Consider the following 14,016-nt stretch of genomic DNA (forward strand, 5'->3'; position numbering starts at 1 on the left):
GGGTTGAGGGGCGGCAGTCGGGGGTTTAAGGCTCAAGCGCCGAGCTTGAGGCTCCGAATCCGCTCCGCCTGCCATACCGCCAAAGCAGTGCTCGCTTCGATTTCTTCCTCCTTGGTTGCCTTCCGGGTTTTATACGGCGACGAACTGGCAACCAAAATCGGCGCGGAGTTATGTATGTCCTGAGCCAGCCAGCTCAGGTAATCCCGACCCGCATCGCGATACCTTTTAGCCTCCGCCGTGGTCAGCCGAATCATGAAGCTGTAGCCGACCGCCCCATGGTTGCAATTGGCATCGAGATACAGCTCGCCATCCGCTTCAAATAAAAACCAGCTCTGCGGTTCGTGGTCCAGCACCTGCATCAACGCCTCCGAGCGCGTATTTGATTGTGTGAGTGGTTGCGAGCAATTGCGCGACATGCCATGGCGCATGTGCAGAGGCTTCGCGTTTGCGATTGCGTTTTCGCGTGATCGTACTGGACGCTGCCATGGGCCGCCTAGCATGCAAGCGTTATTGACCATAGCTGCCCGCCATGCCGATTCCATCGAAGATCAGTGGACCGAGCGTCCAGACACACATCAGCGGTAACGACGCGCCAGGCTCGTCGCCGGTCAAGCCGTCGCAGCCTCAGGCGCCTCAGCGCACGGCACGTACGTCGCAAGGGGAACTTGGGGCGTTGTCTGCGCGCGGCACGAAGCGCCCACGCGAGTCGAGCGGTGACGATGCCGCTGCACAGCCCCAAGCCAAGCAACGCCGCGCGGATTTGCCCCGCTCGGAACTCCCTCGCGCACACGGTGACGCAGATTCGCGCATGGAGCGGATCATGCAGATGCAGGCCGAGACCATGATCCGTAGTGCGGAGCTGCAGAACGTGCTGAACCGGGCCAACGCGCAAGCCAAGCTGATGGAAGAGGGCAGCAAGGCCGCGAAGGATCTGATCAACTAGCGCCTGCGTGCCAGCGTGGCGTGCCCGCGCCGTGGCGGTAGCATCGGCACGGCGCCGGTACCGGTGCGCGTGCTTCCTATGGGGGCCGAACAGCTCGGCGCGCATACGATGTCGCTCAAATCCAGCCATATGTCGCTGGTTTCACACCCTGTGGCGGTGGCCGATTTCATCGAACGGGCAGCCAAGCAAGCCCAGCGCTAACTGCCTAGGTCGGCGAAATCTCTGCCTCCGCCATTGCGGGCGGAGGCTCACTCTGTCAATCCAGCCAGCCACGAATCGTCGATGCCATGACGTTTGTGGAAATCCCATAGCGGTCGTGCAGGGTGGGGAGTGCGCCGGCATCGAGAAATGCGTCCGGCAGCCCAACCTGGCGGAATGGCACGCTCACCCCGGCGCGCATCAGGGTGCCTGCAACCGCCTCGCCCAAGCCGCCGATCACGGTGTGGTTCTCTGCCACCACCACGAGCCGGCCCGAGCGCCGTGCCTCACGCAGGATCGTCTCGGTATCAAGCGGCTTGATCGTCGGCACGTGCAGCACGCCCACGCCAATGCCGTCGCCTTCCAGCGCCTTGGCCACTTCCAGCGCGCGCATGGTCATGATGCCCGACGAGATGACGAGCACTTCGGCGCCGTCGCGCAGCAGCTTGGCCTTGCCCAGCTCGAACTGATAGCCGTATTCGTCAAGCACCACCGGCACGTTGCCGCGCAGCAGGCGCGCATAGACAGGCCCGGCATGCGCTGCAATGGCCGGCACCATCTGCTCGATCTCCAGCGCGTCGCACGGGTCGATGACGGTCATGTTGGGCATGGCGCGCATCAGCGCCAGGTCTTCTGCGGCTTGGTGGCTCGGCCCGTAGCCGGTGGTCAGGCCGGGCAGCGCGCAGACGATCTTCACATCGAGGTTGTCTTCGGCAATCGTCTGGTGCATGAAGTCGTAGGCACGACGGGTGGCGAAGACGGCATAGGTGGTCACGAACGGTTGCGCACCTTCGTTGGCCAGGCCGGCGGCAGCGCCCATGAGCAGTTGCTCGGCCATGCCCATCTGGTAGTAGCGGTCGGGGCATTCCTTGGCGAAGATGTGCAGGTCGGTGTACTTGCCCAGGTCTGCCGTCATGCCGACGACGTTCGGCTTCACGCGCGCCAGCTCGGCCAGTGCGTGGCCGAACGGCGCCGGGCGTGTTGCCTGGCCCTCGCCCGCAATGGAGGCAATCATCGCGGAGGTCTTCAGCTTGGGCTTGTTGATGACGGTGCTGCTCATGCGGTCCTCCCGGCTTCCAGTGCTTGCAGCGCGAGCTGCCATTCGTGCGCGTCAACGCGGATGAAGTGATTCTTTTCGCGCTGCTCCAGGAACGGAACACCGCAACCCATGCGGGTATCGCAAATGATCATGCGCGGCTGCGCACCCTTGTGTGTGCGCGCTGCGTCAAACGCGGCCTTCACCGCGTCGATGTCGTTGCCATCCACGCGCTGGGTGAACCAGCCGAACGCTTCCAGCTTGGGCAGCAGCGGCTCGAACGCCATGATCTGCGTCGACGGACCGTCGGCCTGCTGATTGTTCACGTCCACCACGGCGATGAGGTTGTCCAGCTTCCAGTGCGCGGCGGACAGCAGCCCCTCCCACACGGCACCCTCATCCAGCTCGCCATCTGAGAACAGCGTGTAGACGAACGCGTCGGAGCCCTTGCGTTTGAGCCCGAGGCAGCGCCCGACAGCAATCGTGAGCCCCTGGCCGAGCGAGCCGCCGGACATCTCCATGCCGGGCGTATAGCTGGCCATGCCAGACATCGGCAGGCGGCTGTCGTCACTGCCGTACGTCTCCAGTTCTTCGGCGGGCAGGATGCCGGCTTCGAGCAACGCGGCGTAGAGCGCGATCGCATAGTGGCCGTTGGAGAGCAGGAAGCGGTCGCGGCCTTCCCAGTCGGGGTCTTCGGGCCGATAACGCATGGCGCCGAAGTAGGCGACGGCCAGCACGTCGGCAATGTCGAGCGCTTGCCCGATATAGCCCTGGCCCTGCACTTCGCCCATCAGCAGGGCGTTGCGGCGGATCCGGTAAGCGCGCTCGGCCAGAGGCAGAGCGTCGGTTGGGGGCAATGATGTGGAAGTCATGATGGTTCCTGTGATGAAGCGGGAAGCACGGAGGCAGAGACAGTCAGCGCCTCAACGGTTGACGGTCTTTGCGGGCACGAAGAACACCAGCACGGCGCCAAGCACGATGGCCGAGGAGATGAAGATCAGGCCAGCCGTTGATTTACCCGTCAGGTCGTTGAGCCACCCGACGATGGCCGGCGAGAAGAACCCGGCAAGGTTGGCGAAGCAGTTGACCGCAGCGATGCCCGCAGCGGCCGACATGCCGCCCAGCATGGCGGTGGGCAACGACCAGAACTGCGATGAAGAAGACAGGATCCCGGCGGCAGCAATGCTCAGGCACACCAGCGCAGCGCCCACGTTGCCAATCAGCGGCAGTGCGGCGAATCCGGCGGCGGCAACCAGCATCGGCACGGCAAGGTGCAGGCGGCGCTCGCGGCGGCGGTCTGCGCTCATGCCAATCAACGGCAGCGCGACGATGGCGCAGATATACGGCACGGCGGTGAACACGCCCACCCACAGCGGATCAGCCACGCCAGCCTTGCGGATCAGGGTCGGCAGCCAGAACGTGAGCCCGTATTGGCCAAGCACCACGCAGAAGTAGATGGCGGCCAGCAGCCACAGGCGGCGGTCTGCGATGAAGGCGCCCACCGAACCGTGTGCGGTCTTCTGTGCGTTGTCTCCGGCGACGTTGCGCTCAAGCAGCGCCTTTTCTGCGTCGGTCAGCCACTTGGCCTGGGCGATGCCGTTGTCCAGATAGAACAGGATGGCCACGCCCAGCAGCAGCGACGGCAGAGCTTCGATCAGGAACAGCCACTTCCAGCCGGACAGCCCCGCCACATCGTGAAAGGTGTGCAGGATGTAGCCCGACAGTGGCCCCCCCACGATGCCCGCAAGCGGAATCGCCATGAAGAAAATCGACAATGCCTTGGCCCGGCGCTGCGACGGGAACCAGTACGTCATGTACAGGATGACGCCCGGCGCGAAGCCGGCTTCGGCCACCCCGAGCAGGAAGCGCAGCACGTAGAACGACGTCGGTGTGTTCACGAAGGCAAAAGCTGCAGAGATGACTGCCCACGTCAACATGATGCGTGCGAGCCAGTTGCGCGCGCCGACCTTGTGCAGGACCACATTGCTTGGCACTTCAAACAGGAAGTAGCCAAGAAAGAAGATGCCGGCACCCAGGCCGTAGATCGTCTCGCTGAAACGCAGGTCGTTGAGCATCTGCAGCTTGGCGAACCCCACGTTGACGCGATCAAGGTAGGCGCCCAGATAGCAGATCATCAGGAATGGAATGAGCCGGCGCGCGACCTTGGCATAAGTGCGGGCTTCAAACGTGGCGGCATCGGCGTGCGCCATCTCGTCGCCCGGCAGGGGCGATGCAAACTTCGTGGTCATGGTGTCTCCTACCATGTGCCCCGGGTGGGCCCGGGTGCATGTGTCTCGAAGAAGTCCACGGCCGGTGTACGTGCCGTGGCGGTGTAGGTTGGATCGTTCAGTGAATCAGCATGCCGCCGTTCACGTCGAGCGTGATGCCGGTCAGGTAGGCAGACAGATCGCTCACCAGGAACAGGCACGCGTTGGCAACGTCGGCCGCATCGCCGAGCCGGCCAAGCGGGATGCCCTTGATGATTTCGGCGCGCATGTCGGGCGTGAGCTTGTCGCCGGTGATGTCGGTCTGGATGAGCCCAGGCGTGATGGAGTTGACGCGGACATTGTCGCCGCCGAATTCGCGGGCCATGGCCTTGGCAAGGCCCAGCACGCCTGCCTTGGCAGCGCTGTAGTGGGGCCCGCCGAAGATGCCGCCGCCGCGTTGCGCAGACACCGACGACATGCAGACAATGCTGCCGCGCTTGCGCGCTTTCATATGCGGCAGGACAGCTTGCGACATGTACAGCGTGCCGCGCAGGTTGACGTCGACCACCGCATCGAAATTGCCCGCCTGGATGTCGAGCGTGCGCAGCGGCTGGGTGATGCCTGCGTTGTTGATGAGACCGTCAATGCGGTCGTATTTGGCCAGCGTGGCCTGCGCAGCCGCATCGCAAGCAGCCCGATCGGTCACATCACAGGCCAAGCCCAGATGGCCTTCACCGAGTTCGCGCGCCGCCTGTTCGGCATCTTCGCGCCGCAGGTCGAGTACGACCACACGCGCGCCTTGTGCGGCAAGTGCCTTTGCGGTGGCTCGCCCAATACCGCGCGGCGAAGCGGCACCGGTCACGATCACGACCCTGTTCTCAAGCAACATCGTTGTCTCCTGGCTGTTGGAATCTTGTTGGCTGCAGTGTTGTGCCAGCAGGCGATTCGATCAACGCAGTTGGATTCAACTATGGCTGAGAAATTTTCAGATGACGCCGGGCATGTCTCTGGTGCGGCGCACCATGCGGCCCCGGCAAGTTAGGCGCCTGGCGCGGCTTTGAGCAGCCGGTCGACCCAGGCAAGAAAGCGCGCCACGCGGGGCAGTTCGGCGTTCTGGGGCGGGAACACGATATGGTGGCCCGCCACTTCCAGCGCGTGGTCCTTGCCAAATACCGGCACGAGGCGGCCCTGGTCGATCAGGACCGATGCGAGCAACGTGCTCTCCAGCGCCACGCCCAGGCCGAGCGCCGCAGTCTCGAGCGACATGTACGAACGGTCGAAGGCGAAGTCGAACGACACGTGCATGTGCTCGACGCCAACGCGTGCAAACCACTGCTGCCACTGCACGATTGGCGTCTCCGACCGAATGAGCCGATGCGCGAGCAAGTCTTGCGGCGATTGCACGGGGTGCCGCTCAAGGTATGCCGGTGAAGCCAGCGGAGCGATGTGCTCGGTGCGCAGCGTCCTGATCTGCACGTCGCGCCAATGCGCGTGTCCGTAGCGGATGTCGAGGTCGTAGAACCCGCTGGTGAACGACACGTCTTCATACGAACACGACACGTTCAACCGAATGTCGCTGTGATCCTCCTGGAATGCCGCGAGCCGGGGCAACAGCCACATCAGGCCGAAGCTGGGGCTGGAGTGCACGCGAAGGATCTCGACGTCGGTACGGCTGGAGGCACGTTCGGTGGCGCGGTTGAGCTCGGCCAGCGCCCCTGTCACGTCGCGCAGGTATTGCTCACCAACGGGCGTCAGGACCAGACCGCGGCCTTGCCGGAAAAAGAGCGGCTGGCCGATTGCCGCCTCCAGGTTGCTGATCTGATGACTGACGGCAGAGGCCGTCAGCCCCAGCTCTTCGGAGGCACGATTCACGCTCTTGGTCCGCGCGACGGACTCGAACGCGATGATCGCCTTCATTGGAGGAATACGCATCTTTTGCGTGGCAGAGGTTGATCGGCGGTTGATGAAGCACGGAAGCTATCTTATCGCCCGAACTCTGTGACGCGTACCGCTGCCGCATCCATCACCGATTCACGCTTGCCACACGGCATACCCTTCCTCGCGCAATCCGATCGCCAGCTCCACTTCCATCTCCCGTGCCGCCTCGTAAGGCATCGGGTTGAAGCACTCATACAGCTCCGGCATCAGACGCAACCCATACTCGCGCACAAACCGGTTCGATTTCAGCCCGGCCTTGTGTTTGTCAAACCGCACGTCCGGCGACTGACCTGTCATGCCCACATAAACGCAAGGTTTGTCGCCAAAGTAATCCGGATTGGCTTTCACAAAGCGCGCTTCGCCCAGCACTTGCCGTGACAGCTCGACGACGTAGACATGATGGTGATGACGTGGCATTGGGGAGCGCTCCACCAGCGAAGCAGCGAAGCAGAGAAGAAGCGGACGGTGGGCATGGATCGTAGCGCCCCCGCGCTTCTTCTGCCAGTGCGCGGCTGCATCAGGCCACCGCTGCCGCCCCTTGCAGCCGGAAGAACGCCACTGCATGGCTCAGTTGCTGCCCCTGACCTTCCAATGATGTGGATGCGGCCGCTGCCTGCTCGACCAGCGCGGCGTTCTGCTGGGTGACTTCGTCCATCTGCGTAATGGCCATGTTGATCTGCTCGATGCCACGGCTCTGCTCGACGGAGGCGGCGGCAATCTCGCCCATGATGTCGGTCACGCGGGCCACGGCCTGGGTGACTTCGTTCATGGTCTTGCCGGCAGTCTCCACGAGCGAGGAGCCGTCCTGGATCTTCTGCACCGAGGTGCTGATGAGTTCCTTGATCTCCTTCGCGGCGCTGGACGAACGCTGCGCGAGGCTGCGCACTTCACTGGCCACCACGGCAAAGCCGCGGCCTTGCTCGCCGGCGCGTGCGGCTTCCACCGCGGCGTTGAGTGCGAGGATGTTGGTCTGGAACGCGATGCCTTCAATCAGGCCGATGATGTCTGCCACCTTGGCCGAGCTGGTGCGGATGTCGGTCATGGTGTCGACCACGTTGCCGACCACGGTGCTGCCGCGTTGCGCAATCTCTGAGGCGTCGGATGCGAGCACGCTGGCCTGCTGGGCGTTGTCGGCGTTCTGCCTCACGGTGGAGGTCAGCTCTTCCATGCTGGAAGCCGTCTCTTGCAAAGACGAAGCCTGCTGCTCTGTGCGCGACGACAGATCCTGGTTGCCACTCGCAATCTGACCCACATCGCTGGCAATGCCGTGCGCGGCCTGGCGAACCTGGTCGATCAGCTTCACAAGGCTGGCCTGCATTTCCGACATGGAAGCGAGGATGCTGCCGCGCGGTGCAGTTGCTCCACCGGGCACGGGGCCCAGGTCTCCGGAGGCTACACGGCGCGTGATGTCGCTCAGGGCATCCGGCTCGGCACCCAGCGCGCGGGTCAGGCCACGGGTGATGAGAATGCCGGCAGCCAAGGCACCCAGCACGGTGGCAAGGCAAATGCCGATGAGCAGCGTGCGCTGGAAGGCGTAGCGCTCGGCAGACTGGCGCTCCATCTCGTGTGCGCGCTCGCGGGCGTGTTCGCTGTAGGCATTGGTTGCCTTGACGAGCGCGGCCAGCAGCGGCCGGCACTGCTCGTTCATCATCGTGATGGATTCTTCATGCTTGCCAGTCAGCGCCGCGTTGACAATGGCGAGCGCCACGGGGCCGTACTTGACCTCAATGCTGTCGATGTCAGCAACCAAGGCCCGTGCGCGGTCATCGGTGTCTCCGGCTTGCGCAGTCAGCTCCTTGAGTTTGCCCAGGCGGCTCTGCACGTCTTCATGCGCCTGCGTGACAGCGGCTTTTTCCAGGTCGATGTCTGACTGCTTCGTCACGAGCACGAGGTTGCGTGCCGCAATGGCGCGGCGGTCCACGGCGGTGCGCACACGTTCGGACAGCAAGGCCCGGGCGTTCACGCCGTTCACGTACTTGGAAAAACGGGCGTTCGACTCGCTCAGCGCCTGCACTGCAAGCGCAGACACCAGCAACACCAGCCCCGCCAAAAAGCCAAACGCCAAGGTGAGCTTGGCGCGCACCGTCAAATTGTTGATGCTCATTGTGATTTCCCCGTTCGGCCTTTTAACCGCGCCGTTTGTTGATGGCAGGCCCCGATGACGCTGCTCGAAACTTGCAACGGCAAGGAAACTTGATGCTGTAGCGACCAAGTGGGGGTAATCCTCCCTATGTGAGCAATTTTGAGAATTGGCGCAACCAACGCGAGCGTCACGCGCCGGCGCGATCTCAGCCCAGCACGAAGACGAAATGCCGTGATGGCGCACGTTGCCTGGGCAAGTGGTTGTGGCGGGGCAGGCGGTGATTAGTCTTTTTGGAGGGAGCGATTGGTGTCCGGTTGAGGAGGGGGTGAACGGTTCCAATCTCCCCGTGGTCCAGCAACTTCGCTGGATGCACCGGCGTTTCGTGGCGGCGGCAGCACGTGGCGGGTGCCGCTCTAACATGGTCGTCGACGCTACGCGGTTGAGCAGGGCACCGGATCGTCGTCTTTCTCCTTCCGAATCTTGGGAATGAAGTCCATGGGCAACCATCGCATTGGCTCGGCATCCACCACGCTGCCACATCACAGCACCTTGGCGAACAAGGAAAACGTAGCGCCGCAGCAGCAGCCCAATGGCAAGCAGGTTCGGTCTCGGCAGGGGGTCTTGGCGTCGCTTGCCGCGAGCCCGCGTCGTGCAGGGCGCGCGCTGCAGCGGATGCTGCATATCAATCGGCCCGCCGAGCCGGTCAAACCACAAGTTGCCCGACCGGCTGCGCAGGTGCGGCCACCCGTCCAGCAGCCCCCCTTGGCCAACGCCCCCGTGCGGCGCGAAGTTGCGGGGCCACCCAGATCGGTGCGTACGCCAGGCCATGGAGTGTCTGGCGGCAATACCTCGGTCCAGCATCATCGTGCGCGCATATTGAGCCAGATCGAGCATCTGCCGACCGAGCACGGCAAGCAGGCTTGGCGCAAGCCGATCGAGGCGATGGAAACACTCGATCGACACTTTGCTCACTTGCCGCCCGCGCAATCCGTCAAGTTGCTGCAGCAGATGCAGGTCATCCTCAGCATCAAGGACAGCCATGCGCGCAATCTGAACCTGGATCACTTTGTCGCCTCGCTCAAACCGGCAGCCGTACACGCGCGCCCATCGGGAGGAATGTCTTCACCGGCACCGCGTCCATCCGCTCCTCGCCAGGCTGCAGCCACGCAGAACGGCCCGGCAGCCACGCCGACCAAGCTGAGCTTCAAGGATCTTGAGGATTTCGCGAGCCAAAGGCCGCGTCCGGTCGCGCAGGCCCAAAGCACGCCCGCACGGCGCCCGCAGGCTGGCCGACCGGCGAGCGCACCTGCCACGCCCGCACGTGCGCATACCGCCCCGACCCGAACGCTGGCCGACTTCGAGCGCGACGCAGAGGAAGCCGCCGCCTATCACGGCCACGCGCATGCGGACTACAGTGCCGCTCGTGCGGAGTACGCCAGCTATCTCGCGCGCAGCAATCCGGCGCCGGAACGCCGCTCGCAGTCTGCACCGCCGCGCCTGCAACGCGCTGCGCCCTCCAAGCTGGACCATGTGCAGCGCGCCCAGATTGCGCGTGCCGAAGACGAGCGCGCCCGCTACCACGGCGAAATGCCGAACTATCAGCAGGCCTATGCAGACCATGCCGCTTGCCAACCGACGCCCGCCGCCGTTGGGCTCAGGCGCGCGGCGCGCCCGGCGCCTCGTCAGTTGAGCGCCAGCGAGCTGCAGTCGATCCATCAAGCTGAAGCCCAACGCGCGGAATACCACAGCGAAAGCCCCGACTATGCAGGCGCGGAAGCCGCATACCGGGCGCAACACGGGCTGTGAGGGGTTTGCGGCGGGCCTGACTCAGTGATGGGCGCGCCGAACATGCTCCGCTTGGGGAGGGAATGCGCGGCCCTCAGCTGAGTTTCGGTTCGACAATGCTATGGATGAAGCTTCTCGCCCTTGTTCAGCATGTCGATGAACTGAGCGATCTTCTTTGCGCGCGTCTCGGCCTTCTTCACGTTTTGGATTCTGAACAGAATCGCATAGCGGTTCTGGCTATTCAGGGTCGAGAAGAATTGCCTGGCCTTCGGGTTGGTGTCGAGAGCCTGCTGCAGGTCATCGGGCACCGTTGACGTACTTGCCGATGCATAGGCAGCCTCCCAACGCCCGTCGCGCTTGGCCAGATCGATTGCGCGAAGCCCGCTTGGGCGCATCTTCCCGTCGGAGATCAACGCTTCTGCCTTGGCTTTGTTGATCTTCGACCAGATGCTTTTGGCGGTTCTCGGCGTAAATCGCTGTAGCCAGTAGTGCTCGTTCTCAGCCTTTTTTTGGCCATCGATCCATCCGTAGCAGAGGGCGCTCTCCAGCGCCTGTGCGTAAGACACGGTCGATTGGTCGGCCGACCGCTTTGCGATGCGGAGCCAGACACCGGTCACGGCCTCTGCGTGGGTGTCGAGCCAGGCTTCCCAGGCTTCCTGAGTGGTGAACGTAAGTTGTTCGTTCGACATCTCGCTAGATCACTCACCGTCAAGTTGGCAGGGGAGGTTATTCGCGCTTGAAACGCAGCACACCTCTTCCCATTGGATTTTCGGAAACCAGCGGGTTCGGCATCCACGCTGTGTGGACCTCAAGTGTGTCTGCGTCGAGCGTGTAGAACCGTTCCTGCTCCGTGCCAGTCCAGGCTTCATTCCAGGATGCATCCACCTTTGTGATGAACCGGTCCCCCTCGACCCGATACCGCCCCGTATAGGCCATCACCGTACGGAATAGCGCCAGCAGTTTCTCGTCTGTATTGCCGGGCTCCCGCACCTTTGCGGTGAGAAGCACCATGAGGCGCCCATCCGAACCGAAGATCAGCGACCCTCTGGGATCAGGGCCCCAAGGCTGCGTGCGCTCCCTTGTCTCTTGCATCTCGGTCTCGAAAGACACCAACCGCCAGCTACCGTGCAGTTTTGCGTCGTGCTCAGTCATGGTTCGTCCTGTCATCGTCCGTTCAGATGTTCGTACGGGGCGGGCGCCGCAGAACAACATGCGTTGCGTTTTCCGACGCTACGGATTCAACACACGTATAACCCAGCGCTCGCAAATCAATGCCTTCGAAGAGAGGTTCCCCACGGCCGAGCAAGATCGGCGAGATCGCAATGTGCAGTTCATCGATGAGGCCCTCGCGAAGGTACTGTCGGATGGTGCCTGCCCCACCGCCGATGCGTACATCTTTCCCGCCGGCGGCCTCGCGAGCACGGTCGAGCGCTTCTCGAGCGCCGCCTGTGACGAAGTGGAAGGTCGTGCCGCCCTCCATCTCGATGGGCGCACGCGCGTAGTGGGTCAACACGAAAACGGGAACGTGATACGGCGGGTTGTCGCCCCACCAGCCTTTCCAGTTGTCGTCGGGCCAGTCCCCGCGAATGGGGCCGAACATGTTTCGCCCGAGAATCCACGCCCCAACGTTCTGAAAACTGCGGGCGGCAAAATCATTGTCAACGCCGGTTGTGCCGCCGTCCTTGCCGAGCAGGGCGTGCTGGAACGTGCGCGTCGTGACCAGCCACGTGTGCAGTTCTGTCCCGCCAATGCCGAGCGGATTGTTGATGTCCTGATCCGGACCTGCGCCGTATCCGTCAAGCGAGATGGTGAAGCCCGCAACGCGAACGCGTGTCATCGTTTGTCTCCAGCTCGAATGCGACGCCCGAACGGTCATCAACGGATGCCGGCGTCAAGACCTGCATATTAGTACCGGCGCCAGCCGAACGTGCCGCGCACGCCGGGCCAGACATCGGCCATTGGGGGGAGGGGGCCGCCATCATTTAGAATCGCGCACTTTGCCCGTACTCCCATGTGGTTCAAAAACCTTCAGCTTCATCGCCTGCCGGCACCTTGGGCCGTTACCCCTGACCAGCTTGAAAAGTGGCTGGCGCCTCACGCGTTTCAACCGGGCAACAGTGTAGAAAAGCAGACCTCCGGCTGGGCATCGCCGCGGGATGACGGCGCGCTCGTGTATTCGAACAACGGCCAGATGCTGCTGACCTTTCGCGCGGAAAAGAAGCTGCTGCCGGCGTCCGTCATCAATCAGGTGACCAAAGCCCGCGCGCTTGAGGTTGAGGAGCAGCAGGGCTTCAAGCCCGGCCGAAAGCAACTGCGCGAACTCAAGGAGCAGGTGACCGACGAACTGCTGCCGCGCGCGTTCAGCATTCGGCGCGATACCCGGGTGTGGATCGATACCGCAAACGGCTGGCTCGTGATCGATGCGGCTTCGCAGGCGGTTGCCGACGACGTGCGCGGCCTGCTCGTGAAGTCGATCGATCAATTGCCGCTCACGAACGTGCACGTGGCGCATTCGCCGGTTGCCGCGATGACGGAGTGGCTGCTCTCTGGAGAGGCGCCCGGCGGTTTTACCGTAGACCAGGACGCGGAGCTGCGCTCGACGGGTGAGGGTGGTGCCACCGTGCGATACGTCGGCCACGCGCTCGAAGCGGAAGACATGCGCCGGCATATCGAAGCCGGCAAACAATGCATGCGCCTTGCCATGACCTGGGACGACCGGGTCTCCTTCGTGCTGACGCCGTCGCTCCTGATCAAGCGCGTGACGCCGCTTGACGTGATCAAGGAAGCCGAAGACCCCACCGCCCAGAACGATGACGAACGCTTCGACTCCGATGTCGCGCTGATGACCGGCGAGTTGGCGCGGATGCTGACCGACCTGGTCGACAGTCTTGGCGGCGATCAGCTCGACGCCATGCAACAGGCCAAAGCGGCCTGAGCTTCGTCAGCCGGCTGGCGGTGTGCCGGTGAACACCGCCAGCTGCGCCTCGAACGCGCGCTGGTAAGCGGGCCGGGCTTCACCGCGCGCGACATAGGCGGCCAAGCTGGGGAATTCATCCAGAAGGCCCGACGGCCGCAGCCGGAGCAGGACGGACACCATCAACAAGTCCCCCGCGCTGAACGCGCCATCAAGCCAATCCGCATCGCCCAGGCGCGCAGAAAGTTGATCCAGCCGACGGCGGATGCGATCCATGATCAGCGGCAAGCGCTCAGCGGTCCACGGCTTGTCGCCCTCCTGGAACTTTGCAGTAACGAGTTCAAGAATCGGCGGTTCGACGGTGTTGAGCGCCGCAAACATCCACGTGATCGCCCGCGCCCTGGAATTGTTATCGCTTGGTAATAAAACCGTATGCCGCTCAGCGATATGGAAGACGATCGCGCCTGTTTCGAACAAGGCCAGGTCGCCTTCTTCGTAGGTCGGAATCTGGCCGAACGGATGCAGGCGCAGGTGCGGAGGCGCTTTCATCGCCTGGAACGAAACCAGCCGGACGTCATAGGGCTGGCCCGCTTCTTCTAGCGCCCAGCGGACACGTGTGTCGCGCGCCAGTCCCTTGCCGCCATCGGGCGAGCGTTCAAAAGCGGTAATGGTGGGGATCATGCATGCGCTCCGATGCGTGTCTGGCGCCACTCGTGGAGGCTGTGGCACCTGCGGTTGGTTTTCAGTAGAACGGAAGACTCCACCACGTTGCGTGCCAAGCATGTGCACGCCGGCGTCAAAGATCAATCGACATTCGTTGACGCGCCTCACGCCGGAAGGCACACTCGTCCCCATGCAAGTCCACACGTCCCTCACCATTGCGATCCAGCATCACGCGCATGCCCATTGGGG

General features: G+C 63.3%; 14 protein-coding genes and 1 pseudogene. 3 read left to right on the forward strand and 12 right to left on the reverse strand.

Features of this window, described 5'->3' with window-relative positions:
* Positions 1-32: 32 nt before the first annotated feature.
* Positions 33-359 carry a hypothetical protein gene (locus tag ACCD03_RS05745; protein ID WP_413411052.1) on the reverse strand — a complete coding sequence of 109 codons (327 nt, stop codon included), beginning with the start codon at positions 357-359 and terminating at the stop codon, positions 33-35.
* 170 nt (positions 360-529) lie between these two features.
* On the opposite strand from ACCD03_RS05745, the gene ACCD03_RS05750 reads away from it, so the two are divergent.
* Positions 530-943 (forward strand): hypothetical protein, encoded by a 414-nt coding sequence (locus tag ACCD03_RS05750; RefSeq protein ID WP_413411053.1) that lies wholly within the window; start codon positions 530-532, stop codon positions 941-943.
* A gap of 256 nt (positions 944-1,199) precedes the next feature.
* Here the strand turns inward: ACCD03_RS05750 and ACCD03_RS05755 are convergent, their stop codons facing one another.
* The 7 genes and pseudogenes from ACCD03_RS05755 to ACCD03_RS05785 all read right to left on the reverse strand — a co-directional run.
* On the reverse strand, positions 1,200-2,201 hold the full coding sequence (locus ACCD03_RS05755; RefSeq protein WP_253534920.1) for a transketolase family protein: 1,002 nt from the start codon (positions 2,199-2,201) through the stop codon (positions 1,200-1,202).
* Positions 2,198-3,049, reverse strand: coding sequence for a transketolase (locus ACCD03_RS05760; protein WP_413411054.1), 852 nt, complete (start codon positions 3,047-3,049; stop codon positions 2,198-2,200). The genes ACCD03_RS05755 and ACCD03_RS05760 overlap by 4 nt, the downstream gene beginning before the upstream one ends.
* Before the next feature lie 51 nt (positions 3,050-3,100).
* The gene (locus tag ACCD03_RS05765) at positions 3,101-4,426 is read right to left on the reverse strand and encodes an MFS transporter (RefSeq protein WP_045201862.1); all 1,326 of its coding nucleotides are present in this window, start codon (positions 4,424-4,426) and stop codon (positions 3,101-3,103) included.
* 97 nt (positions 4,427-4,523) lie between these two features.
* On the reverse strand, positions 4,524-5,273 hold the full coding sequence (locus ACCD03_RS05770; protein ID WP_413411055.1) for an SDR family NAD(P)-dependent oxidoreductase: 750 nt from the start codon (positions 5,271-5,273) through the stop codon (positions 4,524-4,526).
* 149 nt (positions 5,274-5,422) lie between these two features.
* Positions 5,423-6,316, reverse strand: coding sequence for a LysR substrate-binding domain-containing protein (locus ACCD03_RS05775; protein ID WP_413411056.1), 894 nt, complete (start codon positions 6,314-6,316; stop codon positions 5,423-5,425).
* A 99-nt stretch (positions 6,317-6,415) separates the two neighbouring features.
* A complete protein-coding gene (locus tag ACCD03_RS05780) occupies positions 6,416-6,739 on the reverse strand; it encodes a hypothetical protein (protein WP_024978472.1) in 324 nt (107 codons plus the stop codon).
* Between the two features lie 109 nt (positions 6,740-6,848).
* Positions 6,849-8,426 (reverse strand): annotated as a pseudogene (locus ACCD03_RS05785) (methyl-accepting chemotaxis protein); the annotation flags it as partial.
* A gap of 474 nt (positions 8,427-8,900) precedes the next feature.
* Between ACCD03_RS05785 and ACCD03_RS05790 the strand changes: the two are divergent.
* Entirely contained in the window at positions 8,901-10,211 is a 1,311-nt protein-coding gene (locus ACCD03_RS05790; RefSeq protein ID WP_413411057.1) for a hypothetical protein, read from the forward strand.
* A gap of 98 nt (positions 10,212-10,309) precedes the next feature.
* On the opposite strand, the gene ACCD03_RS05795 is transcribed toward ACCD03_RS05790, so the two are convergent.
* The 3 genes from ACCD03_RS05795 to ACCD03_RS05805 are packed head-to-tail and all read right to left on the reverse strand — an operon-like array spanning position 10,310 to position 12,027.
* On the reverse strand, positions 10,310-10,879 hold the full coding sequence (locus ACCD03_RS05795) for a YdeI/OmpD-associated family protein (protein WP_413411058.1): 570 nt from the start codon (positions 10,877-10,879) through the stop codon (positions 10,310-10,312).
* Between the two features lie 37 nt (positions 10,880-10,916).
* Entirely contained in the window at positions 10,917-11,342 is a 426-nt protein-coding gene (locus tag ACCD03_RS05800; RefSeq protein WP_413411059.1) for a lipocalin-like domain-containing protein, read from the reverse strand.
* Between the two features lie 22 nt (positions 11,343-11,364).
* On the reverse strand, positions 11,365-12,027 hold the full coding sequence (locus ACCD03_RS05805; RefSeq protein WP_413411060.1) for a dihydrofolate reductase family protein: 663 nt from the start codon (positions 12,025-12,027) through the stop codon (positions 11,365-11,367).
* A gap of 174 nt (positions 12,028-12,201) precedes the next feature.
* On the opposite strand from ACCD03_RS05805, the gene ACCD03_RS05810 reads away from it, so the two are divergent.
* Entirely contained in the window at positions 12,202-13,125 is a 924-nt protein-coding gene (locus tag ACCD03_RS05810) for a recombination-associated protein RdgC (protein ID WP_413411165.1), read from the forward strand.
* A 6-nt stretch (positions 13,126-13,131) separates the two neighbouring features.
* Here the strand turns inward: ACCD03_RS05810 and ACCD03_RS05815 are convergent, their stop codons facing one another.
* Positions 13,132-13,785 (reverse strand): glutathione S-transferase family protein, encoded by a 654-nt coding sequence (locus tag ACCD03_RS05815; protein ID WP_413411062.1) that lies wholly within the window; start codon positions 13,783-13,785, stop codon positions 13,132-13,134.
* Positions 13,786-14,016 lie beyond the last annotated feature (231 nt).

This window comes from Ralstonia sp. Ralssp135, assembly GCF_047304345.1.
In the GTDB taxonomy this organism is placed as follows: Bacteria; Pseudomonadota; Gammaproteobacteria; order Burkholderiales; family Burkholderiaceae; genus Ralstonia; species Ralstonia chuxiongensis.

What these genes read in the sequence shown, in the direction of transcription:
- ACCD03_RS05745 (WP_413411052.1), bottom strand. Translation starts at nt 359, where the DNA reads ATGCAGGTGCTGGACCACGAACCGCAGAGCTGGTTTTTATTTGAAGCG.
- ACCD03_RS05750 (WP_413411053.1), top strand. Translation starts at nt 530, where the DNA reads ATGCCGATTCCATCGAAGATCAGTGGACCGAGCGTCCAGACACACATC.
- ACCD03_RS05755 (WP_253534920.1), bottom strand. Translation starts at nt 2,201, where the DNA reads ATGAGCAGCACCGTCATCAACAAGCCCAAGCTGAAGACCTCCGCGATG.
- ACCD03_RS05760 (WP_413411054.1), bottom strand. Translation starts at nt 3,049, where the DNA reads ATGACTTCCACATCATTGCCCCCAACCGACGCTCTGCCTCTGGCCGAG.
- ACCD03_RS05765 (WP_045201862.1), bottom strand. Translation starts at nt 4,426, where the DNA reads ATGACCACGAAGTTTGCATCGCCCCTGCCGGGCGACGAGATGGCGCAC.
- ACCD03_RS05770 (WP_413411055.1), bottom strand. Translation starts at nt 5,273, where the DNA reads ATGTTGCTTGAGAACAGGGTCGTGATCGTGACCGGTGCCGCTTCGCCG.
- ACCD03_RS05775 (WP_413411056.1), bottom strand. Translation starts at nt 6,316, where the DNA reads ATGCGTATTCCTCCAATGAAGGCGATCATCGCGTTCGAGTCCGTCGCG.
- ACCD03_RS05780 (WP_024978472.1), bottom strand. Translation starts at nt 6,739, where the DNA reads ATGCCACGTCATCACCATCATGTCTACGTCGTCGAGCTGTCACGGCAA.
- ACCD03_RS05790 (WP_413411057.1), top strand. Translation starts at nt 8,901, where the DNA reads ATGGGCAACCATCGCATTGGCTCGGCATCCACCACGCTGCCACATCAC.
- ACCD03_RS05795 (WP_413411058.1), bottom strand. Translation starts at nt 10,879, where the DNA reads ATGTCGAACGAACAACTTACGTTCACCACTCAGGAAGCCTGGGAAGCC.
- ACCD03_RS05800 (WP_413411059.1), bottom strand. Translation starts at nt 11,342, where the DNA reads ATGACTGAGCACGACGCAAAACTGCACGGTAGCTGGCGGTTGGTGTCT.
- ACCD03_RS05805 (WP_413411060.1), bottom strand. Translation starts at nt 12,027, where the DNA reads ATGACACGCGTTCGCGTTGCGGGCTTCACCATCTCGCTTGACGGATAC.
- ACCD03_RS05810 (WP_413411165.1), top strand. Translation starts at nt 12,202, where the DNA reads ATGTGGTTCAAAAACCTTCAGCTTCATCGCCTGCCGGCACCTTGGGCC.
- ACCD03_RS05815 (WP_413411062.1), bottom strand. Translation starts at nt 13,785, where the DNA reads ATGATCCCCACCATTACCGCTTTTGAACGCTCGCCCGATGGCGGCAAG.